Origin of the sequence: Salipiger sp. PrR003, assembly GCF_010500785.1 — a bacterium.
In the GTDB taxonomy this organism is placed as follows: Bacteria; Pseudomonadota; Alphaproteobacteria; order Rhodobacterales; family Rhodobacteraceae; genus Salipiger; species Salipiger pacificus_A.
Map to the genome: position 1 here is coordinate 81,212 of NZ_JAAGOV010000035.1, position 26,130 is coordinate 107,341.

The following is a 26,130-nucleotide window of genomic DNA, read 5'->3' on the forward strand; positions in this document are numbered from 1 at the left end:
CCCCTTTTGCTGTGCTTGCTTCAATAGAGCGATCGAACTGCCACTTCATATGGCGTTCCGGTGTAGATGAGACTGCTAGATCGGAAGTGCCGCGCGGAGTTTCGATTAAAGTCAGACTTGTACAACTGCTTGAGCGGCAATCAATGCGTCAACAGCAACTTGAACCTCGGCGTAGAGCTCGGTGTCCAACTCTGCTGCGTCGATTTCCACAATCAGTGCGTAGCGTACGGAAGGCAAACTCTCAGCGAGAAGCTTTTTCGACTTCCACCAACCGGTGACTGGGTGAACAGCCAGCAAGTTGCGCCGCGCCAGATCTGAAGCCCTACATGTCAGCTGATCTATATGGAGCGACCCGACATGGCGCCGATTGCTACCGAAGTCCCAAAGATCATCTTCGTCGCTTGCAGGACCATCGGGCTGTTCGGCCGCCTTGCTGATCCGGGCCAGAAATTGGGCTTCGTTCTCGCCAGCGCGATTGAGTTGGAAACGTAAGTTGTGGGACGCGTAGCGATACCGAACGCCGCGCGAGGCTTCGGACGGGTTCGGAGCGATAAAGCTACTGAGTGCCACCCGCAAGGTCACATCGGCATTGCCGAGCGCGCGCAAAGCCTCAACGGGCCAGGGAAGGGCGAACAGCTTCATTTCATTGTGGACATCACCGCCGGTCTTCTCTGAAATCCCGTACGGCGTAATCGTATCTTCCACGATGAGGGTCAGCGCGTTCGACGCGCTGCGGCGGGCACGCGCCATGTCCGGCACACCATACCCATAGCGCTGAAAAAGGGGCGTGAAGTGACCCTTGTTTGGCTGGGCCGGCAGATGCGCACGCATCTGCTGCGTCCACCGCGCTGACGACACGTAGAGACCACGCACTGTCTCGGGCCAAAGCGTCGGATAGTCCGACCAGAGTTCCGTTACATCCTTCGCGGCAAGCGCGGTCGCCGCGCTGGTATCGAAGGTGAATGTGAAGGATCGGACTGGGTAATTGTGGTGAGTCGAAAGCAGCGATAACCATCCATGCCGCATTGGCGGTGGCATGGCACTTAGCGCCCAGTTTCCACCCTCAAGGACGACGTCCGGCTTGTTCGGCCAATGGGACGACCACGATGCAGTTCTCGAAGCTGGCGATAGATCGCCGAATGGTGCAAGCGCCTGGGCCGGCTCTCCGTCTGGCAGTACGGTCTTCTCTGTAAAGGCCCCAACAGACAGAACATTCCATGCCTGGGCCGGCGACTCGATTTCGTTGTCTTCGTGATCGCATCGGTCCAGGTAGTTTCCGGCACCAAAGGTGAAGTTGTCGGTATTCCCTGCGGAGACAAGCACCAAGCGTTGTTGTTTCACCTCACCTGAAACACCGGCGGCGAGCTGATCGACCTCCGTCGACCATGACGTCGGCGCGCCGTCATGCGGGGTGTCCTCACCCGTCGTCGTGGTCATGGTGAAGGTCCGGCGCCGGGGGCCGACCTGTTCTACTGTATTGATCGCCTGCCTGGTAACCGCGCCGAGGAGATGATGCGGGTTCATCCCTGCATCAGGCAGCAGCTTCACGGATTCCAGACGGTTCACGACAGAAACCGGATTCGCCTGGTGCAGTTTCGGCGTCAGGTCTCCAAAGAGCGCCAGTCCTCCCATCTGCGTGCCATGGCCCTTCACATCCTCCAGCCCCCAGGCCGGGTTGGCGGCATGTCGGTCATCCACGCTGAGCGCCGGCTGAATGAGAGGATGCGCGCGACTGACACCGGTATCCAAAAGCGTGACGTAGCTAGGATCGGGATTGTCAGTGTAGGTCGTACGACCCGCGAGTTCGTCGACCCACTGCGCCTGTTCTGCCACCGGCAAGCCGTCGAAGAAATCCGCTGTGATGGTGGGAGCAGCAAGGGCGCGCACGCCGCCTAGTCGGCGGACGGCTTGGGCGAGCTGATTGCGATCGGCCTCTACGATCACAACGATATCTTCGGGAAACTCCAGCCGATCTGCTCCCACGGTAACGCCATAGTTTGGTGCGGCCGCGACGAAACCTTCGGTCATTTGAGGCTCGAGCCAAACCTCCCAGACGGTCGCAACATCCGCTGCTGGAAATTTGCCTGAAGGGCTGCGCCAGAGGGCACGCAATCCCGCTTCCGTGATGGCAGCGACGCTCTGCACTAGATCCGCGTTCTTCGGACGGCCTGGGATGAATTCACCATCCTTTTCCCGGTCGGGTGTGTCTTCCGTCCGAAACTGCTCGACCTTCTTGCGCAGCTTTTCAATACCCTTGGCTGTCGCAAACACCGTCGCGCGCTCTTCGGTGCCACCGGGATCAGGGGTCTCGGCGACGCGAAGGAGAGTCAGGCCACTAGCGTCGAGGCTGCCTTTCTTCAGGCGCTCGTCGATACGCGAGCGTACTTCCAGATAGACGCCGGGAAGTTCGGCTGCTGGAATATCTGGCAGCGCGTCGATGGCCTGAAGCAATGCTTGGGCGTGCGCCGCGCGATTGGGGACATCACTTGGTCTTTTGGACCCGCCCCCGCCCTTTGCTTGGAACGGGCGAGGTTGTCCGAGATTGCGAAGGTGGAAGTGCCGAAGGTCTCGTGCCATTGTCATCGGTCCCTAGTTCTTGGAGCGACCGTCGGCGTTCGAGGGCATCAAGCAAATCCTGTGTCGCAATCTTGTCGGTATCATTCAGAACAGCACGTCGAGCGGCATCTTCCGCCGCTGCCACAACATCGGCCGTTGAGAGGCCTGTGGCAACGTCTATAACCCGTTTCCATCCCATGCGAGCGAGTGAGAAGCCGATCAAACGGCGTTCGAGCGCCTGCCGAATGGCAGGGCCATCGGGCATGACATATGGCAAAACAAGATCAAAGCGGCGCAGCACAGCGCGGTCAAGAATTCCCGGCAGGTTTGTAGTGGCAATGACGATCGAAGGCCCGGTATCCTCATCCAGGAATTGCAGGAACGAGTTCAGAACCCGCCGGGCCTCACCGACATCGTTCTCACCGCCCCGGGCCGCGGCCAAAGCGTCGATTTCGTCGAAGAGATAGATACCGCGCGTCGTCTTGACGGCATCGAATATCATCTTCAGCTTCTGCGCTGTTTCACCCATGAATTTTGTGATCAGTCCGTGGAGCATGACCGAAAAGAGAGGGTACTGCAGCTCACCGGCAAGCGCTGAAGCACTCAGGGTCTTGCCGGTTCCGGGAGGACCGGAGAGGAGAACGCGCCGCCGTGGCTTCAACCCTTTCGCCTCGAGCTTTTCGCGCATTCGTGTCTCTACAACGAGATGCGCGAGTTCGCTCTCAATCCTGTCTGGCAAGATGACATCGACGAGGCGCTCGGTCGGATAGGACGCGGCAAGGAACTCCGCCAGATCACCGCGGGGTGTTGCGATAGGAGTGATCGCAGGGGTTCGCTTCGAAGGCGGCTTCTGTCCCGCTTCGGCCCATTGTCGCAACTGTTCAGCCAGACGGGTATGTCCCTTCTGCTCTTCAGCCGCAGAGAGTTGCATCGCCAGATCGTAAAAACGATCAGCGTCCCCTTCTGCGTGGCTCTTGACGAGACCGATGAGTTGTTGGGCGGAAGCCAAGGTCGAGTTGCTCTTTCTGAATGATCATTTTCAATGATACTAAGGTCTTTTCTACATTCGAACCCCTCAGCAGACCAGACAATTTGCGCTGTTTGGAAGCAGAGTGTGTCGGTTTTGTGCTCTCGAGCATCGACTTGGATGCTTGCCTTGCGGCCTCCCCCGCTCGGCTTCGCGTGTCGCAGGGGAGAACGGCCCTTCGGTCCGTCGCGCATTCGGCCATGCGGCCTCACCGCGGCGTTGCACCTAGGCCCCCGGTTTGCCCGCCTCGCGAGCACGTCCCTCCCCGGCCGCTCCGCCGGATTGCGCTCTGGTCTGTTTTGCTTGAGAGCAAAACGATCCCGCCACTCCATCCGTCTCCCGCGTCCGGTCGGGCCGTTTGCCTGCTCGGGTCGGGCAAACCTACCGTCAAAACACACACACATGAGTGCGGAAGCATATCCTCCGGATGGCACCCAAATCAGCCCGCGTCAAGGATCGCAAAACTTTTCGGCGAGGGCGGTACATATGGCTTGGGGCGATCCCGTGCGTGAGCGCGGGCCTGTGTCGGGTGCTGCGCTCGGAAAACTTTTGCGCCCGGCAAGCCGGCGGCTGCGCCGTCCCTGACCCGGGCAGATTCGGAAACCAGGCATTCGGCCATGCCCCCACACTCACGTGGAGGCCTTGGAACCGAACACTGGAGATAAGAACATGGCTTACGACACCGCAAACACCTACGAGACCATCGAGCTTTTCGGGCTGACCGAGAAGGACGCACAGCTGCCGATCCCGGAGGATCACGTTCTGACCGACCGCATCATCCGCGAGAGCTTCGAGGCTCTGCTCGGGCAGCTGCGCGGGACCGGGCTCGAAGCGGAAATCGAACCGCTGGCGCACGGGCTCGCCACGATCCTGCAGCGCCGCAAGGTGGCGCTCGGCAAGGAGGTCGACCGCACCGCTGACAAGATCGGCGCGCTCGCAAAATCCCACGATGGATCCGAGATTGCCGAGACCGCGCTCGAAGAGGCGCAGTCGCGCTTTCTGCAGCTGCGCGATATCGTCGGCGCAATCGAGGTGATGAGCGAGGCCGCAGCGGAATGCTACGAGGTCGAGACGGGCCACGCCTTCATCCCGGCAGCCGGATCGCGCGCAAGCACCCGGGCGCAAGAGACCGGGGCGGTCTTCGAGGCGCGGCAGCTCCTGGAGCAGCACGACCGCGAGACTGCCGAGAAATCCAAAGTCGAGGGGGTGCCCCTGATCGTCTCAGGCGCCACCGACTGGACCGATGTCGATGTGATCTTCAATACGCTCGACAAGGTTCGCGAGCGGATCGAGCAGAACCGCAATCAGGAGATATTCCTCTGCCACAAGGGTGGCAAGCACGGGGCGGAGATGATTGCGGCGCGGTGGGCCCGGGCACGGGGTATCGCGCAGGCGCGCTTCGATCCGCGCTGGTCCGCTCACGGACGGGCGGCACCGTTCAAATGCAACGACGAAATGCTGGACGACAAGTTCGCGGCGACGGGGGTTGTGCTCTTCGGCGGCAACGGGGTCGCGCTGAACCTCGGGCAGAAAGCGGAAGCGAAAGGCCTGACGGTCATGCGGGTTGCTGACCCGGCGAAGAAGACTGCGCAGGATTGAAGAGAGGGGGTCGCGCTTGGCGCGGCCCTTTCGTCATATCTCATGGCGCGTGCGGTCGGTTACGCGTGATCGGCAGCTCACGGCGTCCAGCACCGTCATCCCTCTACCCGGTCCGTCAGCGTGCGGCCCATCCGCATCGGTACGGGATGGGGATGGTGCGCACCTCGCACATCGTCAGCAGCGCAAGACCGAGGGGTCGAGACGTCGCACATGAGGCTGAAGCCCTGCACGTCCCTCGGGGCGTGTTTCGGAACATCGCATCCACGCGGGCGGGCTCCGTCAGCTCCCCGGCCAGGCTTGGCGGGACGCGGACGCGGAAGGTGGCGGCTGCGTGATGGCAAAGATCATCCGGATCACTCCTTTTTGCTCATAGATGTGGATCGCACGGGGTCGGCCCGTCCGTGCCCTCAGCTCACGCTTCGGCAAGCACAAATACGGCTTCCACGGCGGAGCCGCGGACCCTCCGCATTTGCGCTTGCGACCGGGCCTCCTGCCCCCGTGCTGGCAGATCCCCATCGCAACAAGGAGTAACCCAAATGACCAACCACTACGTCGCCACCGTCCCCGTCAAGTTCACCGACACCGATGGCCAGGAGCGCACCCGCTTCCAGCGCGTGGGTGCAATGTTCCGCAACACCCGCAACGGGGACGGCTCGGAGTTCTTCAGCCTCAAGCTCGACTTCCCGGTCGCGGTCTCGGAGCTGGTGATGTTCCCGCCGAGCGCAAAGGACCCCCAGGACTAAATCCTCTGACGAGGATGGGCCGCCCCGAGACGATCTTGGGGCGGCCCGATCCCTGTTCCAGGGATGCCGTCCCCAACGTGGGTGATCGCCGATAGCGACCTCCTCTTGGTGCCGGTAGCCGCGCGCTCAAAGGACGATCGCCGCCCGGAATGATCGGGCCGCGACAGACCGGCCAGGCAGCCTCAAGGGGGCCATCCACAAAAACCTATCGGCCAGGGCCTCCCGGTTTTTGCGGCAGAGATTTGGGGACCCAAATCTGGCCCTCCTTGACCCTGCCTGTCCGCCCTGTCGGTGGGGTTTGCGCCCGCCCGCGGCTCCGTCCGAACACATGCGTGTTCGGCCAGACCCTCGGGCGGTGCTGGGGAAGGCGACCCATTGGACAGGTGGGTCGCCCGGTGGTGAGGGCGGCAGAGCCGCGTCCCTGCGGGCCGCGGCGTGAAGCGGACACCAAGGCTGCCTGAGCATCAATGCAACATAAGTATATAATTGACAGCCCGATATATTATCGTAAGGTAGGGGCAGCCTTTGTGGAAGGTGGCAGGAAATAGGGGGTCTTTCTTCCGCATGTCCCGAACAAAACGCCTGACAGAGATCGAGAAGATGCAGATCGTCCGCGAGGCCGCGGAAGGTGTGTCGACGTCTGAGCTGGCTGAGCGTTTCGAGGTCACATCGCGGGCCGTGCGCTACGTCCTGAAAGCCGATGCCGAGCGTCAGACGGATGCCGCGATCCCGGTCTCGGCGGTCAGTTTGAAGGTCACGGCTGCGGAGCTTGCGGCGCTCGACGCGGTGTTGGCGAAGGCGGGGATCGAGAGCCGGGCCGAGGGGCTGCGGCGGCTCATCCAGGCGGCAGGCGGGGTGTTTGTTCCGGACGCGCAGATGGCAGCCGAGATGGCGCGCTACAGGGCCTCGCTACATGAGGTCGGCAACGGGGTCGCGCAGATCGCCAAACAGATGACGAAGGCCAACCGGATGGGGCAGGGGACGACGGCGAAAGCGGGTGCCGAGTTCACCGAATTGCGCCTAGCGCAGATGCGCGGGCTGGCGCGGTTCATCCTGGATTCCGCTGACGAGATCGATCTGCTTTTGCGCCGCCGTCGGGACGCAATGAAGCTGCAGGCCACGGCCGCGCTGAGGGAGTTTGCGCATGCGGCTGAATGATGCCGTCGACGCCGTCACGGGCGAGGTCTTTCGGGACGGCTGGAGCCGCATCCGAGGCTCGATGCAGGGGCTGCACGTGGCCAAGCAGACCCAGCTTGTGCGCGCGGCAGCGGGGCATCGGCCAGCGGTCTTCAAGGCGATCCGGGGCGGGGGCACGCATACCAAATCGCAGCTCGCAAACCAGCTCGATTACCTCACCACCAAGTCTACCCATATCGTGGACAGTAGCGGGTTCCTGGATGGCAAGGCGAAGCTCGAGGCGGGCGACATCAAGGACCTGACCGCTCGCTTTGCCAAGCGGTGGGATGCGGGCTTCAAACCCAAGCTCGGGCAGACCACCCACATGCTCATGTCCTTCCCCATCGGCACGCGCGGGGAGGATGTGCGCGACATCGCGACCGACGTGGCCGAGCGGTTCTTCCAGACCGACGAAGGGCATTTCGACTACATCATCGCGGTGCATGAGGACCGCGGTCACCCCCATGCGCATCTGGTGTTGAACCGTCGCTCGCAGGAAGGCGAGTTCTTCTTTCTGGGGCGCAACCACCGCTTCAACTATGACGACTTCCGCCTCGCCATGGTCGAGGAGGCGGAAAAGTATGGTGTACGGCTGGAGGCCACGCGGCGGGTGGATCGCGGCGTCGTGCATTACCCAGCCCCTACCCGCGAGGTCTATGCGGCGAAAGAAGAGGGGCGCGCACCCCGCGAGCGCGAACGCGTGGGGCAGGACCTGACCGGGACGCTGGCGGAGATCGCCAATACCAGAACCGTCTACCATTCGCTTGCCGCGGAGGCTTCGCGCGAGGCCCGCGAGGATATTGCCGCGGCACTCTTCCGCGCGGGCGAGGTGCTGGCGCATGGCGGACAGGTGGACCGAACAGGAGATGTGTATATGGCCGAGGATCAAAGCTTCGAGGATCTGAGAAGCCTCTATGCGGAAAAGCTCGCGCGGGTGCAGGGCATGATCGCCGAAAAGCCTGACGCGGAACGTCCCGTGCTGGAAAAACGTCTCATCGAGATCCAGACGCAGGTCCAGCCCATGCAGCCTCTCGGATTGCGATCATCCACGCTGTCAGAGACCCCCTCGGAGGGCGGGATCTATTCCGAAGCCAATATCGACGCCAGCCAGCGCGAGCGTCTGGCCGAGCCCGACCTGAGATCGCGCATTGACGCGGCACTTCGGGGCACCGGGATCAGCACATCGGAAGTGGTGGCCCGGATCGAGACGGGCGCCTCAAATGCAGCGCTCGAGCATCAATGGATCGCCAATGATCTCTCCAAAGTGGCCGAGACGCGCGATCTGAACCTTGAACGCCGCGCCGATCTGGAACAGGCGCGAGCCATTCTCAACGATGTGCATGTCGCGCTTGGTACGCTGTTGGAGCGCGAGAACGTGCTCCGCCGGGATGGTGTCATGGAAGCGGAACCGGTCAGCGAGCAGTTCCATTATCATGAGGACGCGGTCCGGGCGATGGAAGGGACAATCCGTCAGGAGATGCGCGCAGACGGTCTGACAGCGCAGCAGATCGAGGACCGGGATTGGGAGGTTGTCTCGCGAGCGGAGCGCCGGATCGAGACGGAGCAGCGCACGTATCTCGAAGCACACCCGGACCTGCTCGCACGCCCCGGCGATGTGATCGACCGGTCTGAGCCCTATAGGGAGACCATCACCGATGCGGCCCGCGCCAGCGAGATCACCCGCGAGGTCGACCGGATCATGGAGGGACGCGACCTCCGCACGCCCGTTGCAGATGCTGTCACGGATGACTTGCGCGCGCGCTATCCGGACATGCCCTCCCACCTCGCCCGTGGGCTCGGCGCGACCTATGCCGCCGTCGTCGAGATACGGGACACAGAGGCCATCAATCAGGTCCGCCGCGAAACCGAGATGCGCGATGGGCTTGGGTCTGGAACGCGCGACGCACTCCTCGCAACCCGCGGTGAAACTGCGCCGCAGTCTGACCGTGCCGACCGCCTTGCAGACGAGATTGCGCGTGTCCTGGAGCATGAGCGGGCCGGGGAGTTGTCTGCGCCCTTCGAGACTGTAGCGGAGCGGGAAGCTTTCCGCGAGGAGATCGCGCGGGTGCTTGATGAGCGCCAACTCGAGCGGCTCACATCCGGTGATGCCGATGCGCTGGACAAGGTTCTCGAGGACCGCCTCGACCGGCTCTATGTCGCCAAGGTCTATCTGCAATCCGATGCCGCGACGGCCAACACGGAGGCCTTGCGCCAGGTGGTCGATGATCTGGCTGACACCGAATACGAACGGCATCGCGCCGCTGATCTGGACAGCGAGACTGAGCGGGGTCAGGTCCATTGAGCGCCGCAATGGGCAAAGCACGGATCGCCACAGGCGTTTTGCTGGTGACGCTTGTGACTGGGGCCATGGGCTATACCATCGCTTCGGCCGTACTGACCTACCAGGATCTCGGCTTCGGGGCCGAGATCGACTTTGCCTATATCGCGCAGAACTATCTGGCGATCCTGGATCGCCGCCCGGAGGACGCCCAACTTATTCACTTGATCATCGGCAGCTTCGCCGCCGCCGGCCTGATGCTGAGTCTCGCCCTTTCAGGCTCGGCCCTCACACGCTTTGGCCAGACCCATTGGCAAAGTGCGCGAGAGATGAAGGCCAATGGCTTCTTCGGGGCGCCCGGGACCGGGTTCATCCTCGGCAAGCTGGGGACGCCGGGCTCCCGCGCCAATTACATCTGCTCGAAGGTTTTTCCGCATGCGCTGATCGTGGCGCCCACGGGCCGCGGCAAGACTACGGGCTTTGTCATTCCGAACCTGCTGACCTGGCAAGGCTCCGCCGTGACGCTCGATGTAAAGGGCGAGTGTTTCGAGGCCACGGCCCGGCACCGCGCGGCGCAAGGCGACAAGGTCTATCGCTTTGCCCCCACTGATTGGGAGGGCAAGCGCACGCATCGCTACAACCCGCTCCTGCGCATCTTTGAGCTGAAAGATCCCGCGCGCCAGCAGATGGAACTGCAGCTCCTCGCGACGCTCTTCTTGCAGAGTGACAACGACCGGGTGCAGGGTCTCCTCAAAGGCGGGATCGATCTCTTCGTGGCGGCAGGCCTGCTGGCATTCCAACGCAAGCGCCCCACCTTGGGCGAGATCTATCGCATCGCGGCGTCGGGAGGGAACAAGCAGAAGGAATACTTCGCGCGGGGCCACGAGGTCGACAACCGGGCGGCCAAGCTGATCTTCACGCGGCTGGCCTCGACCAACAACGACACGCTGACGTCTTACGTCTCGCTCCTGATGACCTCGGGGCTCGACCAATGGCAGAACCCGGCGATCGATGAGGCGACGGCTGTTTCGGACTTTGATTTCCGGACGATCCGCAAGAAACCCTTTTCGGTCTACCTCGTGGTCCAGCCGCTGATGGTGAAACCATTGGCACCCCTCATCCGGCTCTTCTTCTCCGATCTCCTCTCCGCCATGCAGGAAAAGGACCCCGGGCCGGATGAACCCTGGCCCGTGATGATCATGCTCGACGAGTTCAACCGCTTGGGCAAGATGCCCATCGTGGTCGAGAGCATCGAGACCCTGCGTACCTATCGCGGCCACCTGGCCGTAGTCACGCAAACGATCCCCGCCCTCGATGAAATCTATGGTGAAAACACGCGCCGTGCGCTGCAGGGCAATGCGGGTGTGAAACTTTACCTCACGCCCTCCGATGAAAAGACCGTCGAGGAGCTGAGCAAGGCGGTCGGCAAGACCACGAAGACCGTCATCACGCGATCCCAGTCCATCGGCAAGAACCCCTTTGAAGGGCGCAGCCAATCCACACGGACTGAAGAGAGCTCGTTGTTGCCCGAAGATGAGGCGCGCCGCCTGCCGCTCGACGAGATTGTCATGGTTATCGATGCTCAGATGCCGGTCCGTGCGAAGCGGATTCAGTATTTTGACGATCGGCTGTTCAAGGCGATCCACGCGGCACAGACGGGCGAATTGCCGTTTCCGGAGCCGGGGGGAGGGGGATCGCATGGCACGCTACCGCTGAGTGTGCGCGCCATGCCGATGACTCCGCCAGCGAACGGACCAGGTGGGTCTGACGTCGTTGTGGAGACCGCACGCCAAGATGCTGGTAGTCAAACGTCAGGGCAAACCGACGTCTCCCCAAAGAAGACCGCGCCTGTCGTTCAAGCCGTCATTGCTGAGGAACAGCGCCAGATGGAGATGGATTTTGGGGGTCAGGTCGTGGATGCTGAAGCTGCGAGCGTAGTTGATGAGGTGCAGATGCGCTCCGCCGTCGATGGTCTCGATATGTTGGAGGCAACTATGGAGCGGAGCAAGAACGGCGTACGAGAAGGGATTTAGTTATTCATATTGGCTCGTAGTCCGTTTTCGCGCGCTCAAGCCGTGCGCCTACGGTATCCAATCCCCATCGACGATCAAAAAAGAACTCCAGCGCTCTTCTGGTTTCGATACGAAGCCATTCGCCTTCAAAGCCGAATTCACGTCTGACGACCTTTGCTTGCTCTTCTGAAAGTCCTGTCTTTGGTCTCAGCCAGATGATTGCTCGAGTATTCCAATCCACGTCCTCCGGCAGAGGCTTGTCTATGAGTTTCTCCTCGAAAGAGCTGTCAGGATCGATGCGGATCGGGAGGTAGTTCCGATATTCACCGTGCTTGAAACTGTGGGCGCGCACGTGCACGCTTTCACCGTCGGACGTGAAGCGGGTCGGCGCGATCCACTGCCCGTCGTCGGCACCGGACGACATCGATGTGTATCGGACGTGGACGGCTTTCCCCGACCTGATTGCTTGATGAAGAAACGCGATGGTCCTTTGATCTGCCTTCCGTTCCGGTCGAGGCAACGCGGACGAAGGCGTGTCTTCATCGTCGCTCGTCAGGATAGCGAAGGCTTCGGTCAGGCCGGATGGTGCTAAAGCCTCGTGTTCGCTAGCAGCTATGTAGGTCTTTCGCACCGGATCATAGGTCGGCGGTGAACTGTGCGCGAGACCGAGATAGACACGGAAGTCCAGCGCTGCCTGCGCGGTCGAAATACCGAAGCGGTCGATCAGATCCTTGCGGTTTGCCATACCCCGCCAAGTCAGGCAGCGGTCCAGAAAGATCAGGCGCTCTCTCTGCGCATGTTTGAGGTCGTCGAGCTTCATGTGCGCATCCCTACCTTGACTCTCGCCTGCATGTCCATCTAGAAATTATACGAATAAAAAATATACGGACTATTGCCATGAGGATTCTCCATACCGCCGACCTACATCTCGGGCGTCAGCTCAACGGGATTCCTCTTGATGCCGATCACGCAGCAATTCTCGACCAGATCGTTTCGGCGATTACCTCCCGCAGCGTTGATGTCCTTGTGATTGCAGGAGATATTTTTGACCGGGCTGCCCCGCCAACGTCTGCTGTGCGTCAGTTCAATAGGTTCTTGGCACGCGTCGCTTCGGAGACCGAGGCGGCCGTGGTAATGATCGCCGGCAATCACGACTCGGGTGATCGAATCGCGTCGATGGCGATCATGACAGACACACGACGCGCTTTAATACGTGGGGCTATCAGTGCGGACGAGAAGCCGCTGTTACTCACGGACGCCCACGGACCTGTGGCGTTCACAGGGTTGCCCTTCGCCTACGAGTATGCCGCCCGTGAATGTTTTTCCGACGAAGCTCTCCACACTCCCGAGGACGTTATCGCGGCTCAAGTGGCTTGCGGTCGGCGCAACATTCCCGATGGCACGCGTTGGGTCGTCGTTTCGCATGCATTTGTAGCCGGGGCATCGAGCAGCGAAAGCGAGCGGCCTCTCACTCGGGTCGGCGGCATCGAGACCGTCAGTTCGGCCGTGTTTGAAGGTGCTCATTATGTGGCGCTCGGGCATCTGCACCGGCCGCAATCGGTTGGTGCTTCTCATATCCGGTACTCGGGATCTCCATTAGCTTTCGGGTTTGATGAATCCGACTGCCAGAAGTCGATGAGCCTCGTAGAGATCGATGCGGTCGGGCAAGCCACGATTGAGAGCATTCCTTTTGAACCCATTCGCCAAGTGCGCGTCTTGAAGGGACGTCACGCAGAACTTCTCCTCGCAGACCGATCTGACGATTTTATCAAAGCCGTGCTTACCGATGATGCGCCTGTGATCGATGGAATGAAGCGCATCCGCGGCGTGTTCCCGAACGCCTGTGAACTTGTCTACGAGCGGAATGAACGGGAGCCAGAAGTAAAGTCCCTAGCGGGACGTGCCCTAGCGGTCGCGAACCCTGTCGAAGTCATTGGCGACTTCCTCGAACACGTGCGGGAAGAAGGGTTCTTAGAGAACGAACTGGAGGTCGTAGCGTCGGCACTCGGTCGCCTGCGTGAGACGGAGGACGTCCAATGAGACCGGTTCGGCTAACACTTCAGGCGTTCGGTCCCTATCCAGGTCGGGTGGTTATCGACTTTCGGGATGCCGTTGAGGCGGGTCTCTTCGGCATTTACGGACAAACAGGGTCAGGTAAATCGACCATCTTCAGCGCGATGACCTTTGCGCTCTTTGGAGAAGCGGCGAAGGCAGAGCAAGACGCTCCTTCGCTGCGCTCCGATCACGCCGATCCGGATGTAATGACCGAGGCGGAGTTCGTGTTCGACATTGGTGAGCGGCGATATGTTGTGCTTCGCCGACCCGACCAGATGCGACCCAAGGCACGCGGTGAAGGCGAGACGCGGAGCGCACATGAAGCCTTTCTGTTCGATGCGACCGGAAGGTCGTTGGACGACATTACAGACGCGGCGCGGGGCAAGATCTTGGCCGAGAAGAAGGTGCGCGACGTCGACGCGGCTGTTGTTGAGATGCTCGGGTATGGCTCCGAGCAATTTCGCCAGATCGTCCTGCTGCCGCAAGGGCGCTTCGAGAAATTCCTTTCGGCCAAGACGAAAGAGCGCCTCGAAATCCTACGAGAACTCTTCGATGTCTCGCTATACGAGAAGCTCATGGCCAATCTCAAGTCAGCAGCCGATGAGGCTGAACGGCAGGTGCGGGAGGAGCGTGCGCTCTGCATCAGGCAACTCGCGGCAGAAGGGTTCGAAAGCACCGATGCACTGATTTCGGGCATCGAAGCCGCAACTGCGAAATGTGCAGAGCTTCGTGCACACGAAGAAGCCAAGAAGGAGACGGCGGAAGCTGCCGAGAAGGCGCTGCGCCAAGCAGAGGCCATCGAGGAAAAGTTTGCGGCAGCCGAAAAGATGAGGGAACGGCTTCTTGTACTTGAAGAGCGGAAGGATGATGTCGAAGCGCTCGCCGAGCAGGTCCGACAAGCCGAGTGCGCCCGCGGTTTGATCGACGTCGAGGAACGTGTGAAGGATGCCGAACGCGAAGTTGGTGAAGCCGAGACCACACGTGAAAATACAAAAAGGACCGCCGAGGAGGCCAAAGAAGAAGCGGACAAGGCGACAAAGGCGCTCCGAAGTGAGGAAGAACGTGCCGAAGAAGTCGAAACACTGCGCCGGAAAAGTGATGAACTGGAGAGGTATGGTCGCATCCTCGAGGCAGCAGCCGATAGCCATCAGGAAGTCGAAACCGCGCTGAAAGAGCAGCGGGACGCCGACAACGCTTTTCAGGCAGCAAAGGTACAACTGACCGAACTGCAGGAGAAGCGCACTTCGAAAATCGCAGCGCTAAAAATCGCGCGAGAGGCGGAGACGAAGCGCGCGGAGATCGAGGGTCGGCGCACTGAGCTCGACAAAAGGCAATTAGCCGCCCAAAACTACGAGGACGCTTTGCAGGATGTTGCAACTGCTAACGGTGCTATCGAAGAACAGCTTCGGATGTCGGAAGCTGCCTCGGGAAAAGCCGAGAAGGTGCGAGAGACTTTTGAGATAGCCGAAAGAAATCTCGCGTCCGCGCAGGCGCTGCACCTTGCGACTAGACTTGAAGCAGGGTCGCCATGTCCGGTCTGTGGCGCGACCGAGCACCCCGCGCCTGCGACAGGAGAGATCGGCAGTGCCGGCCTGGACAAGGTGTTCCGAGAGTCACGAGAAGCATGGCTGGCCGCCGATCGCGAAGCCAGGCAAGCCGGCGAAGCACTGGTCGGGGCGCAAGCTACGCTCGAAGAGCGACGGAAACGCTTGTCCGCGCTGGAGACGCCAGAAGAGCGTGCGGAAGTCATCGCGGCGCAGATCGGTCGTGAGGATGCCGCACTCGCGGCGCTTGGGCCCTGGGTTGACATTCTTGCCGCGGAGGCCGGGATCGAGGAACTGGCACTGCAGATCGAGGAACTGGAGCGGAAACGCGATGAGTTGCGGGACTGCTTCGACGAGCGGCGGAACAAGGCAACTGAGGCCAAGGCGGCGCGCGATGGCAGGCTCGCCGAGGTGCCGGAGAACCTGCGCGATGTGCCGGCGCTCGCGGCCACACAGAAGAAGGTGACCGGATCTCTGGAGTCGCTCCAGGCGGCGCGGACTGCCGCGGAAAAGGCGCTGAACTCCGCTCGCGAAAAAGCACTCGGCGCGGTCAAGGATCTTGAAAGCGCAGACAAGGTGCTCGCGGGCTGCAAAACGCGCCATCAGAAGGCGGTGGAGGTCTTCCGAACCAAACTGGCTGGCGCTGGACTTACAGCAGAGGCGTTTCAGTCTCTCAAGCCGGCCGTCGAAACTCTCGATGAGGATAGGGAAACCGTCGAGACATACCGGCGCGAGCACAAGAGTGCGTCTGATTCAGCCACAGATGCCGCCTCTGCGATCGAAGGGATGTCCTGGCCTGATCTCGAAGCGCTACGAGAAACGCACCAAACCCATGGCGAGGCGCTCGGCAACGCAACCGAAGAACGCGTCGCCGCTCAGGGCCATGTCGATCATCTGGATCGGCTTAGAAAGGGGATGGAAGAGACGCTGCGCAAGCTTGAAGAAGCGGAAGCGGCATCTGGCCCGCTGCGCGGTCTAGCAGCGCTGGTGAACGGGCAGAATTCGCAAAGACTGACCCTGGAGACATTCGCAATAGGCGCGATGTTCGACCAGATTTTGGAGGCTGCAAACCTACGTTTCGGCCCAATGACAAACTACCAGTATAGTCTTGAGCGCGAGATGGAGAATGGAGGGCGAGGTAAACGCGGCCTTGGAACTCAGGTGTTTGATGCGCACACAGGGAAATCGCGCGCCACAAGCACACTCTCTGGAGGCGAGACGTTCATTGCCGCACTCTCTCTCGCACTGGGTCTTGCCGACGTGGTCGAAGCGGCGAGCGGCAAGGTCCGGCTCGACACGATTTTCATCGACGAAGGGTTTGGAAGCCTCGACACCGAAAATGGGTCGGGCACCCTCGAACAGGTCCTACAGGTTCTCAACTCCATTGTCCGGCAGAACCGCGCCGTGGGTTTGATTTCGCATGTACCGCTTGTTCAAGAGGCGATCCCCAACGGCTTCTATGTCAGGAAAGGGATGTCTGGGAGTAGTATAGAGGAAAGGGGGTTGGTTTGATGGTACCTCGTTGGTTTCGACGGCGAGCTCATTCGCGGCGCTTGTCAAGCGGTGGCACTACCGACGTTCGAGAAAGCTGGGTCTTGCAGTCTTCTTCGAAGGCAAAGAGCCAGCGCAGTTTCCGGCATAAGTGCCCCATATGCGGTGCAGACGTGGTTACGGTTCGTATGCCCAATGGTGGAAGCGCTCATTTTGAGGGCGCAAAGGGATTGAATAGGATCAAGCACCCATGTTTGCATGTTGGCGAAGGTTTGAGCCGAGTGCGTGACGCCAACACGCCTGACCTATTCGAAAACTGCTGAAATGTGCACCCCACTCGGGGATTCGATTGTTCTAGCAGAGAAAAATCGCCTAAAGGTTGAGATGCAGGCGGTGGTTTCTTGAGATCGAGCTGGCCAGTTTGGAGGTTTTATTGATGAGTCTTGTATGGAGGGTTTTTCGCGTTACATTTTTTTTGGCGATTTATTTCTTTGCTGCTTTGGTAATTGTCGCACTTGTATTGCAATCATGGCCGGTTGGCAGCCAGATGGTGTTTGCATTCGGTGTTCCTGTGATTCTGGTCTGGTGGCAAGAAAAACGGAAATCGAGGAAAGTCGCTGTACAAGCGCAAGCCGAGGCAAGCTCCGAAACCCGAACATCTCGATCTGAGCCGGTAGCCCGACCAAGTGCCTACGACACACGCAACGAGCGTGAGCGCGAACGTACTCGCCAAGCCAATGCGCCCAAAGCGCCGGCGACCGTTCAGGCCTATTCCCCACCAAAGAAGGACTACGCCGAAATCGTTCGGGCTGGAAAGTCTACGACGCCGGCAGTTGCAGCGGTCGCTGAACGAAACCAACCAACGCGAGTGGCATCGAGCGCATCGGCCCGATCATCGAAAAGCGGGTGGGTCCCGTCTAATGAAACAGCTAGCGTCGCCGGCCGCAACATCGGCGGGATGGTCTATGTCGGCACGCCTCCCTTGCTGAACACCAACGGGTATCGTGACAAGTGCCGAGCCTATATCGATCCGTCTCTGTCTGTCGCGCGCTCTGGAGCCGACAAAGCTGGTGAAGGTATGCCCTACTGGCCCGGATACGCGGATATCTCACCTCAGTGCCGGGCGACCTACCTCGACTGGTTGGCCAGCGGGCGCAACGACGCTTCCTACAACCCTGGATACATGTTCCTGTACTTCTACGGACTGGAGCGTCGCTTCTTCGTCGATCAGTCCAACGAAGATGCCAAGGATATCGTCCAGGAAGTTCGGCGGCTGCAGTCACTGTACCCTGACAACCACTCTGTCAGGCGTTATTTGGGGGAGTTCCTCGACATTGCGATGCTTGCCGAAACCGACCTCGACGCCATCGAGCCGATGTTCGAGAAGCAGGGCTGGGAACTTCCGTTCTCACTCAAATACGCAATCGGAGCTCGGATCGACAAAGGCGAGAACCTGACAGCTGACTGGTTGCTGAGTTGGTTCATCTGCCATCCGGAAACATATCTGAGAACTCCCGCGACACGGTGCCGTGACGAGTTCGTCGCTCTTTTCCGTTTGCGGTTTGATCGGCGTTTTCCTGATGGGCTCAAAGTGACCAAACCCCGGAAATCACTAACGGCTTCTTATAGGGCCGCCTCGAGCGAGTTTCAGGGGGCTGCCAACCCAACCGTTGATGGCAAACCGGTCCCGGATATTTCCGGTCTGCGCAAACCGGTCGAGATTGCCCAGGAGTTGGCTGACGAGGTGATGAACGACCTCGACAAGCTCAGTCGCTTCCTGGGCCGAAATCCCGATGGCCGCGGAAGCGTGGAAGCGCATGCTTTGCTGCCCTCTGAACTATGGGATGCCTTCCCATCAGAGGAAATGGACCGCTTGAAATCTTGGGCAAGCGATATCGTCGATCGGGGGGGATTGGTGCCGCTCGAGGAGGTGATCGGGCGTCTGGAGGGAGAAACGAACGAGAAGATCGGGAAACGGCAAATGACAGGAGCCGCCGACGCGCTCGCGCGCCTCGGTTTCGGTCTGGCGCCCGACCCTCGGTTTGCGCTCCGGTCGCCCAAGGCGGAGGAGCCCGTTGTGCTGTTTAACCTGGGTGAACCCATCGAAAGACTGGAGGAAGTTTCCGACAGCTATAGAAGCGCCTTGATCGAATTGGCACTTGGGTCGTTCGTCGCCCATGCTGATGGTCGCATCGCAGAGCCTGAACGCAGGGCGTTGGAAGATCAGGTTTCTGCCGCGGCCCTCAGCGATCAGGAACGCCGCAGGCTTCGTGCAAACCTTGAATGGTTCCTGGCCGTGCCACCGGACATGGCACTTCTGCGGCGGAAACTGAAAGAGGTGGGCCAAGACAACCAGGCCGCCATGCGGGCAGCGCTGGTTGGTGCAGCACATGCCGATGGCATCATTCACTCCGACGAAGTCGCAAGCATCGAGAAAATCTACAAGGCTTTGGGCCTTGACCCCGCGCTTGCCTACTCTGACCTGCATGCTGGCGAAGTTGCGGATGGTCCTCGCACCGTTCGTGCCTCGCAACCGGGCCGCCCGGGCGAAGCGATACCCGCGCTCGAAAAAGCCAGCGGACCGAAACTCGACGCTTCCCGGATCGCAGCAATCCGTTCTGACACCGAGCGCGTGTCGTCTGTCCTAGGGCAGATTTTCGACGTCGAAGAGGAAGAAAGTGGTGCGTCCGGGCCCGCCAGCCAAAGCCAGCTGGCGGGGCTTGACCCGAAACATGGCGCCCTTGTCCTCGAACTAGTTACTCGGGAGCATTGGTCTGACACAGAGTTCGAGACGATCTGCGCCTTGCATGGCTTGATGGCGTCCGGGGCACTGGAAGTGGTGAACGAATGGGCTTTTGAGACCTACGATGAAGCGCTTCTCGACGAGTATGATGGATATGACGTGTCTCCGGAGATTGCGGAGGCGGTAAAAGAAACGATGAGTGCGGAGGGCAGGGATGTCTAAGTTGAAACCACGCGAACGCGATGCAATCGTACAGGCGCTTCGGGCCGGGGTCGTGCCCAAGCTCGGCCTGCGTCACATCCAGGTTGGCCGCGTTCGAGAGATTGAAGAACTCGTCAAAGACATGGATCGGATATCCGATGGCGGATCGGCAATCAGGTTCATCATCGGGGAATACGGATCGGGTAAGACGTTCTTCATGAACCTGATCCGCCTTGTGGCTCTGGAGAAAGGCCTGGTCGTGATGTTCGCTGATCTGGCGCCGGATCGCCGCATTCACGCGACAGGTGGACAAGCTCGGGGGCTTTATGCCGAGATGGCTCGAAACCTGTCGACGCGGACAAAGCCCGATGGCGGGGCTTTGGCCAGCGTGGTGGAGCGGTTTGTCAGCCAGGCGCACCGAGATGCCGAAGAACGGGATTTGCCCACGGGGACCGTCATACGTGAACGCCTTGGCCACTTTGAAGAACTTACCGGAGGGTTTGAGTTCGCCGAAGTCATCCGTCGATACTGGGAAGGCCATGAGACCGGCGACGACGAGTTGAAATCTGCAGCCCTGAGATGGTTGCGCGGCGAGTTCGCGACACGCACCGACGCGCGCAAGGCGCTTGGAGTGCGAACGATCATCGACGACGCCAGTGTCTATGACCATCTGAAGCTGATGTCGGCATTTGTGTGCGAGGCCGGTTACAAAGGCTTGCTCGTCGGCTTCGACGAGATGGTAAACCTCTACAAGCTGACCTCGTCGCAGGCTCGCAATGCAAACTACGAGCAGATCCTCCGGATCCTGAATGATGTGCTGCAGGGCAGTGCCGAGAACCTCGGATTTCTCATGGGCGGGACCCCGGAGTTTCTGATGAACACCCGTCGAGGGCTCTACAGTTACGAAGCCCTTCAATCGCGTTTGGCCGAGAACACCTTCGCAAGAGACGGGTTGGTCGACCTTTCAGGACCCGTTGTCCGGCTGGCCAGCCTGACCCCTGAAGATCTCTTCGTTCTTCTGGCCAATGTCCGGCGGATCATGCAGGATGATGCCGGTGCTCTGCCGGACGACGCGCTCGAAGCCTTTATGGCGCATTGCTCGGACCGGATCGGTGAAGCTTACTTCCGCACCCCGCGCAATACGGTGACGGCATTCGTGAACCTGCTTTCCGTGCTTGAGCAAAACCCCGGTGTCGAGTGGAGCGATCTGATCGAAAAGATCGAAGTCTCCGAAGACCTCGGCGAAGACATGACCGAGGTAGACGAGTCGACTGGCGCCCAAGACCCCGGTGACGATGACCTGATCAGCTTCAAGCTCTGACGCCGATGAGCAGTGCGTTCGATAAACTGGCGAGGCCTGTTCAGAAATGGATACGCCAGAAAGGATGGCGCGAACTTCGCGACATCCAGGCGCGATCCATCCGGACGATCTACGAGACCAACGCCGATTTGATCGTTGCGGCGTCCACGGCGGGCGGAAAGACCGAGGCGGCGTTCCTGCCGTTGATTTCACAGGTGCTTGACGAGCCGTCGGGCGGCACCGGCTTCGACCTGCTCTACATCGGCCCGCTGAAAGCCTTGATCACGGACCAGGCCATGCGGCTGGAGGGCATCTGCCAGGAAGCAGAGCTTCCGGTTGTTCCCTGGCACGGGGATGTCTCGCAATCGATCAAGACGCGCGCGTTAAAATCTCCAAAAGGAGTCCTTCTGATAACCCCGGAGTCCCTTGAGGCGCTTTTCATTCGTCGCGGTTTGGAAGTTGCCCGCCTGTTTGGGGCCACGCGGGCGGTCGTGATCGACGAACTGCACACGGTTCTGGACAGCGAACGCGGTGTCCAGCTTCGTTCACTGCTCACGAGGCTCGAGCTCGCAATAAAGCGCCCAATACGTCGGGTAGGTCTGTCAGCTACTCTGGGCGACATGGACCTCGCCAAGGCTTATCTTCGCCCTGACGCCGCAAACGCTGTCCAGCTCATCGAAGCAGATGGCGGCGAGGCTGAATTGAGGCTCCAGCTTCGCGGCTACGTCTCAGGCGATGAAGATGAAAACAGTCCATCCGCAACGGATGCCATAGCAGCCCATCTTTTCAGACACCTTCGCAGCAGCGACAACCTGGTCTTCGCCGGAGCGCGCCAACGGGTCGAGATTTACGCAGATCGGTTGCGGGAGCTTTGCGAACGGGAGCACCTGCCACAGGAATTCTATCCCCACCACGCGAGCCTCTCCCGAGAACACCGTGACTTCGTAGAGCGGCGCTTGAAGGACCCTGCGAAACCGACGACAGCCGTTTGCACGTCGACGCTTGAGCTTGGAATCGACATCGGTGACGTGACCTGCGTGGCTCAAATCGGTGCGCCATTCAGCGTCGCGGCGTTGCGACAACGGCTTGGCCGGTCAGGCCGGCGTGAAGGACAACCTGCCATTCTCAGGCAGTACGCTGTCGAAGCCAAGTTGACGCCGGAGAGCAGTTTCGTGGATCGTCTTCGCCTCGGCCTGATCAGGTCCATCGCGATGATAGATCTGTTGTTGGAAGGCTGGTGCGAACCGCCAAAACCGCAGGCGCTTCATCTCTCGACGCTCGTCCATCAGATTCTGTCGGTCATTGCGCAGCGCGGCGGTGCGTCTGCAAGCGCAGTCTACAACGTGCTCTGCCGCGAAGGCCCCTTTCGGAAGGTCACAACCGAAGTCTTCGCAGATGTGTTGCGTGCTATCGGCCATCCAGAAACCGGCTTGATCGAACAGGCCGGCAGCGGGCTGTTACTTTTGGGGCCGACAGGCGAGAAACTGGTTGAGCATTATAGCTTCTATGCGGTGTTCCAGACACCTGAAGAATTCCGTTTGGTTGCAGAGGGGCGGGATCTTGGAACTCTGCCAATCGACAATGTTCTTGCTCCCGGGATGCTACTGATTTTTTCTGGGCGGCGTTGGGTTGTTCATGAAATCCATGATCGTGAAAAGGTCATCATCGTCAAACCCGCGAAGGCCGGTGTGCCTCCCGTCTTCGGCGGCGACGCAGGCGACATTCATGACAAGGTCATCGACCGAATGTTCAGTGTGCTCGAGGGGGATATCAATCCACCCTACATGGAGGCCGTTTCGCTAGCGCTGCTAGACGAAGCGCGCGCCCACTATGAGCAAATCGGGTTCCGGAGCAAGAATATCTACAGTTCTGGCGAGCGTACATCGATTATCGCAACGCGGGTCGGAACGGTGAAGACGTCAACTCTCGCGCTCGCACTCAGAAGTAAGGGGTTCTTGGTTGAACAGCATGACGGGTTTCTGCTGGTGGAGGACGGGGACGAAACCCCCGACCTTCAAACGGTGCTAGCGCATATTCGATCCGGCGAACCTGTCGATCTGTTCGCGGGAGCAGGGAACTTCATGTCGGAGAAGTTTCATCCGTACCTGTCGAAGCCGCTCTTGGAGTTGGATGCAGCCAGTTCGAAGCTTGTTCCTCAAATTCTTCCAACGTTGGTTGAAAGGATCATTCAGGCATGAGCGGTGGGAAGCAGAGGTTGTTCCCTTGCATGCTCTGAACCGCTAGGGACAAATGCAATTGCCTTTGGGGGCGCAGAGATCATTTGGAGAATGTCGTGGCCGATAAGCTGAACATAAATCTAAGATATTGCTATGGAATTGGAAAGCTTGAGGCAGAGCTGGAGTTTAAGCATAAAGGCTACGCCATCTATGCTCCGAACGGTGTCATGAAAACATCGTTTGCGAAGACAATGATGGATCTTTCGGAAGGCAACACGCCTAAGGACCTGCATTTCCCGAATCGCGAACCTACTTGCGAGATCACCCTGAATGGGGAGGGGCTTAAGAAAGAGGAAATTTTCGTCGTTAAGTCGTACGATGACAAATTCTCCTCAAGCCAGGTATCCACTCTTCTCGCAAATGCTGAGCTTAGATCGAAGTACGAAAAAATCCATCAGTCTATTGGCGAAGCAAAAAAATCTTTGGACAGAGCTCTCAGAAACGCTGCAGGGTTTGGTGAAAGGTCCCGGGAGAATTTAGACTCGATTATCGAGGATGTGTTTAGCAGTAGCTACTATGAGGCACTTGCTGCAATAGAGGATGAACTCGGGGGAGTCAGCCAGTCAGACCTTTCCAAAATCGACTACAAAATCATTTATGATCCCAAAGTTCAGCAATTCCTTTCCAGTGAAGACGTAGCGGCTGCAGTCGAAGACTTTGCGCAAAAGTATGATGAGATCACCGAGCAGTCTCCAATCCTACGAAGGAACTTTCAGTATCACAATGTTGCTCAGGTTCAGCAGCAGCTGGAGGCGAATAACTTCTTCGGTGCTGGGCATCGCATCAGCTTGGTAGATGAAAACACTGATCAGATGGAAGAGGTTTCCTCGGACCAATCTCTCCGCGAACGCATTGAGGAGGAGAAGCTTCGCGTTTTGAACGATGAGACAGTCGCGAAGAAGTTCGACACATTCAACTCGAAGCTCAAAAATAAAGAACTACAGGCTTTCCGGGACTATATCACAGAAAACAAACACCTTCTGCCGATGCTAAGCGATCCGGAAGGCCTTAAACGTGACCTGTGGATGCAGTATCTTCGGGTTGCATTTGATGAGTACAAAACTCTTGTTTCAGAGTATCGAACCGGTCAACGGGACCTGGATGCAATCGTCACAGAAGCAGATGAAAGCAGAGGCGATTGGGATGCCGTGGTTGCCGACTTCAATCGCCGCTTTCTTTATTTGCCATTTGAACTTGCTGTTGAGAACAAATCAGATGCGATTCTCAAAGGCAGTGCTCCATCCATAGCCTTCGTTGTCAGAGATGCGGGCGAGGAGAGGCGATACGCTTCATCTGAAAAGCAGGATTTACTTCGTGCTCTGAGCACCGGCGAAAGCCGAGCACTGTACATCTTGGATATCATGTATGAGGTGTTTGTGCGGTGGAAGAACCGGGCCAAGACCCTCTTTGTTTTTGACGATATTTCGGACTCTTTTGACTACAAGAACAAGTTTGCGATCATTGATTTCCTGGAAGATGTGACCAAGGTCGAAGATACTAATTTCCTAGCTATCGTTCTGACTCATAACTTTGATTTCCTTCGAACAGTTTCAAGTAGAGATATCTGTCCAGCACATCAGTGTCGGCTGGCCTTTCGATCTGAGGATGGAATTAAACTTGAGCCTTTTGAGCAGACAGACATCCAGAGTCCGTTTCGTAAGTGGCAGGGAAGGTTGGCGGAACCGTCCGTTCTAATCGCGTATATCCCGTTCCTGCGTAATTTAATTGAATACACGATCGGTCCTAAAGATTCAGATGGGAACGCTAACGCTGACTACCTACAGCTTACTAGGATGCTCCACTTCAAGGATGAAACTGAAGCCCTTACTATTCAGGACTACAAGATCGTGTTCGAACGTCATTTGGCGGGTTGTACATTTCCAGATGTTGATTTGACGAAAAAAGTTGTGGAGTATTTATTCGCGACTGCCGATGAGTGTGAGAACGTTGCCGATGGCATAAATCTAGAGCATAAGATTGCTCTCTCAATTGCTATCAGGATGCGAGCCGAACGCTACATGGTCGCGAAGATCCGTTCTGCGGAAGCAGATTATGATGTTTCGAACAAAACTATGGGAAAAATACTACAAAAATTCAAAGACTTGTTCAACAACGAAGCCGAGAAAATTGGACTTCTACGCCGCGTCAATCTAATCACGCCAGCGAACATACACCTCAATTCCTTCATGTATGAACCAATCCTAGACATGGGTATGGCTGAATTGGTGGCGCTGTATCAGGCTGTTAAGTCAGATTTAAGATAGGCATACTCAGAATGCGTTTTGCACTTTTGAATGGTCAACGAGTTGAGGCGACGCCTGGTGCCTTGGGTGTATGTCCAGGCTGCAATACCGACATGATAGCCCGATGTGGCACCAAGAAGGTCTGGCACTGGGCACACAAAGGGCGCCGTCACTGTGATCATTGGTGGGAAAACGAAACCGAATGGCACCGCGATTGGAAGAACCGGTTTGTCACAGACTGGCAAGAGGTGCCAGATCGTGATGAAACTGGTGAGCTGCATATAGCAGATATCAAAACATCCTATGGTCTTGTGATCGAGTTCCAGCACTCTGCTATCAAGCCTGATGAAGTGAAAAAGCGCACTAATTTCTACGGCCAAGTGATCTGGATCATCGATGGAACCCGCCGCCCATCTGATATGATCCAATATGAACGGATGCTTTCAGAAAACCGCTGGGAACGGTTCGATGGCGTAGATATCTATACCGTCTATTGCGAGGAAACCCGGCTCCTTAAGGAATGGGGATCACTGGGCAAGATTGTCGGATTTGACTTTGGTGGCGAAAATCTGTGCTTGCTTACAGCCGCACAAGGCAGAAGCCGCTATCTCTTCGATTTTTTAAAGGAGGAGTTCGCAAAGTTGATCAATGAGGGGAGGCCGTTGCCAGTGGTCCAGTTTGCAGAACCCACCCGGCGCGGTTATGGAAGGCGCAGAAGGTTCTAACAAATGTCAGGCCACAAACGGTCGTTCTTGGCCGTTCGTCCTACTCCGCCTTAGATCAACCCTTTAGATGTGATAAAATCCCCGGCAAAACCCTTGCGGTTTTAGCAGGTTTTTGACACAGGCCCGTCACCGTCACCGTCACCGTCACCGTCACCGTCACCGTCACCGTCACCGTCACCGTCACCGTCACCGTCACCGTC

Annotated in this window: 15 protein-coding genes; 12 read left to right on the plus strand and 3 right to left on the minus strand. The window is 58.7% G+C overall.

Annotation, left to right across the window (positions count from 1 at the left end):
• Positions 1–111 precede the first annotated feature (111 nt).
• Positions 112–2,451 carry a S8 family peptidase gene (locus G0D83_RS10645; RefSeq protein ID WP_235958037.1) on the minus strand — a complete coding sequence of 780 codons (2,340 nt, stop codon included), beginning with the start codon at positions 2,449–2,451 and terminating at the stop codon, positions 112–114.
• A 31-nt stretch (positions 2,452–2,482) separates the two neighbouring features.
• Entirely contained in the window at positions 2,483–3,565 is a 1,083-nt protein-coding gene (locus G0D83_RS10650) for an ATP-binding protein (RefSeq protein ID WP_081536350.1), read from the minus strand.
• A 687-nt stretch (positions 3,566–4,252) separates the two neighbouring features.
• On the opposite strand from G0D83_RS10650, the gene G0D83_RS10655 reads away from it, so the two are divergent.
• From G0D83_RS10655 to G0D83_RS10675, 5 genes are all read left to right on the plus strand, one after another.
• On the plus strand, positions 4,253–5,182 hold the full coding sequence (locus tag G0D83_RS10655) for a DUF2493 domain-containing protein (protein ID WP_164193123.1): 930 nt from the start codon (positions 4,253–4,255) through the stop codon (positions 5,180–5,182).
• Between the two features lie 536 nt (positions 5,183–5,718).
• Positions 5,719–5,925 (plus strand): hypothetical protein, encoded by a 207-nt coding sequence (locus G0D83_RS10660; RefSeq protein ID WP_007120662.1) that lies wholly within the window; start codon positions 5,719–5,721, stop codon positions 5,923–5,925.
• Positions 5,926–6,489: 564 nt separating this feature from the next.
• Positions 6,490–7,083, plus strand: a complete 594-nt coding sequence (locus tag G0D83_RS10665; protein WP_164193126.1) for a transposase — start codon at positions 6,490–6,492, stop codon at positions 7,081–7,083.
• Positions 7,070–9,403 (plus strand): relaxase/mobilization nuclease domain-containing protein, encoded by a 2,334-nt coding sequence (locus G0D83_RS10670; RefSeq protein WP_164193130.1) that lies wholly within the window; start codon positions 7,070–7,072, stop codon positions 9,401–9,403. Before G0D83_RS10665 ends, G0D83_RS10670 begins: the two co-directional genes overlap by 14 nt.
• A gap of 8 nt (positions 9,404–9,411) precedes the next feature.
• A complete protein-coding gene (locus tag G0D83_RS10675; RefSeq protein ID WP_164193134.1) occupies positions 9,412–11,412 on the plus strand; it encodes a type IV secretory system conjugative DNA transfer family protein in 2,001 nt (666 codons plus the stop codon).
• 4 nt (positions 11,413–11,416) lie between these two features.
• On the opposite strand, the gene G0D83_RS10680 is transcribed toward G0D83_RS10675, so the two are convergent.
• Positions 11,417–12,211 (minus strand): hypothetical protein, encoded by a 795-nt coding sequence (locus G0D83_RS10680; protein WP_088664992.1) that lies wholly within the window; start codon positions 12,209–12,211, stop codon positions 11,417–11,419.
• A 77-nt stretch (positions 12,212–12,288) separates the two neighbouring features.
• Between G0D83_RS10680 and G0D83_RS10685 the strand changes: the two genes are divergently transcribed.
• The 7 genes from G0D83_RS10685 (at position 12,289) to G0D83_RS10715 (ending at position 25,930) form a co-directional block, all read left to right on the plus strand.
• On the plus strand, positions 12,289–13,431 hold the full coding sequence (locus tag G0D83_RS10685; protein WP_164193138.1) for an exonuclease SbcCD subunit D: 1,143 nt from the start codon (positions 12,289–12,291) through the stop codon (positions 13,429–13,431).
• Entirely contained in the window at positions 13,428–16,502 is a 3,075-nt protein-coding gene (locus tag G0D83_RS10690; RefSeq protein WP_164193141.1) for an AAA family ATPase, read from the plus strand. The genes G0D83_RS10685 and G0D83_RS10690 overlap by 4 nt, the downstream gene beginning before the upstream one ends.
• Before the next feature lie 415 nt (positions 16,503–16,917).
• Positions 16,918–19,446: a TerB N-terminal domain-containing protein gene (locus G0D83_RS10695; RefSeq protein WP_164193145.1), complete on the plus strand. Its 2,529-nt coding sequence runs from the start codon at positions 16,918–16,920 to the stop codon at positions 19,444–19,446.
• Complete coding sequence (locus tag G0D83_RS10700) at positions 19,439–20,746, plus strand: ATP-binding protein (RefSeq protein ID WP_164193149.1); 1,308 nt, start codon at positions 19,439–19,441, stop codon at positions 20,744–20,746. Before G0D83_RS10695 ends, G0D83_RS10700 begins: the two co-directional genes overlap by 8 nt.
• A gap of 5 nt (positions 20,747–20,751) precedes the next feature.
• Positions 20,752–22,923 (plus strand): DEAD/DEAH box helicase, encoded by a 2,172-nt coding sequence (locus tag G0D83_RS10705; RefSeq protein ID WP_164193152.1) that lies wholly within the window; start codon positions 20,752–20,754, stop codon positions 22,921–22,923.
• Positions 22,924–23,018: 95 nt separating this feature from the next.
• The gene (locus G0D83_RS10710) at positions 23,019–25,226 is read left to right on the plus strand and encodes a hypothetical protein (protein ID WP_164193154.1); all 2,208 of its coding nucleotides are present in this window, start codon (positions 23,019–23,021) and stop codon (positions 25,224–25,226) included.
• Between the two features lie 11 nt (positions 25,227–25,237).
• Positions 25,238–25,930: a competence protein CoiA gene (locus G0D83_RS10715; protein WP_164193156.1), complete on the plus strand. Its 693-nt coding sequence runs from the start codon at positions 25,238–25,240 to the stop codon at positions 25,928–25,930.
• Positions 25,931–26,130: the final 200 nt, after the last annotated feature.

Excerpts from the sequence above, each read along its gene's own strand:
- G0D83_RS10705 (WP_164193152.1), top strand. The coding sequence starts at position 20,752 with ATGAGCAGTGCGTTCGATAAACTGGCGAGGCCTGTTCAGAAATGGATA.
- G0D83_RS10660 (WP_007120662.1), top strand. The coding sequence starts at position 5,719 with ATGACCAACCACTACGTCGCCACCGTCCCCGTCAAGTTCACCGACACC.
- G0D83_RS10665 (WP_164193126.1), top strand. The coding sequence starts at position 6,490 with ATGTCCCGAACAAAACGCCTGACAGAGATCGAGAAGATGCAGATCGTC.
- G0D83_RS10680 (WP_088664992.1), bottom strand. The coding sequence starts at position 12,211 with ATGAAGCTCGACGACCTCAAACATGCGCAGAGAGAGCGCCTGATCTTT.
- G0D83_RS10685 (WP_164193138.1), top strand. The coding sequence starts at position 12,289 with ATGAGGATTCTCCATACCGCCGACCTACATCTCGGGCGTCAGCTCAAC.
- G0D83_RS10715 (WP_164193156.1), top strand. The coding sequence starts at position 25,238 with ATGCGTTTTGCACTTTTGAATGGTCAACGAGTTGAGGCGACGCCTGGT.
- G0D83_RS10695 (WP_164193145.1), top strand. The coding sequence starts at position 16,918 with ATGAGTCTTGTATGGAGGGTTTTTCGCGTTACATTTTTTTTGGCGATT.
- G0D83_RS10690 (WP_164193141.1), top strand. The coding sequence starts at position 13,428 with ATGAGACCGGTTCGGCTAACACTTCAGGCGTTCGGTCCCTATCCAGGT.
- G0D83_RS10670 (WP_164193130.1), top strand. The coding sequence starts at position 7,070 with ATGCGGCTGAATGATGCCGTCGACGCCGTCACGGGCGAGGTCTTTCGG.
- G0D83_RS10700 (WP_164193149.1), top strand. The coding sequence starts at position 19,439 with ATGTCTAAGTTGAAACCACGCGAACGCGATGCAATCGTACAGGCGCTT.
- G0D83_RS10675 (WP_164193134.1), top strand. The coding sequence starts at position 9,412 with ATGGGCAAAGCACGGATCGCCACAGGCGTTTTGCTGGTGACGCTTGTG.
- G0D83_RS10655 (WP_164193123.1), top strand. The coding sequence starts at position 4,253 with ATGGCTTACGACACCGCAAACACCTACGAGACCATCGAGCTTTTCGGG.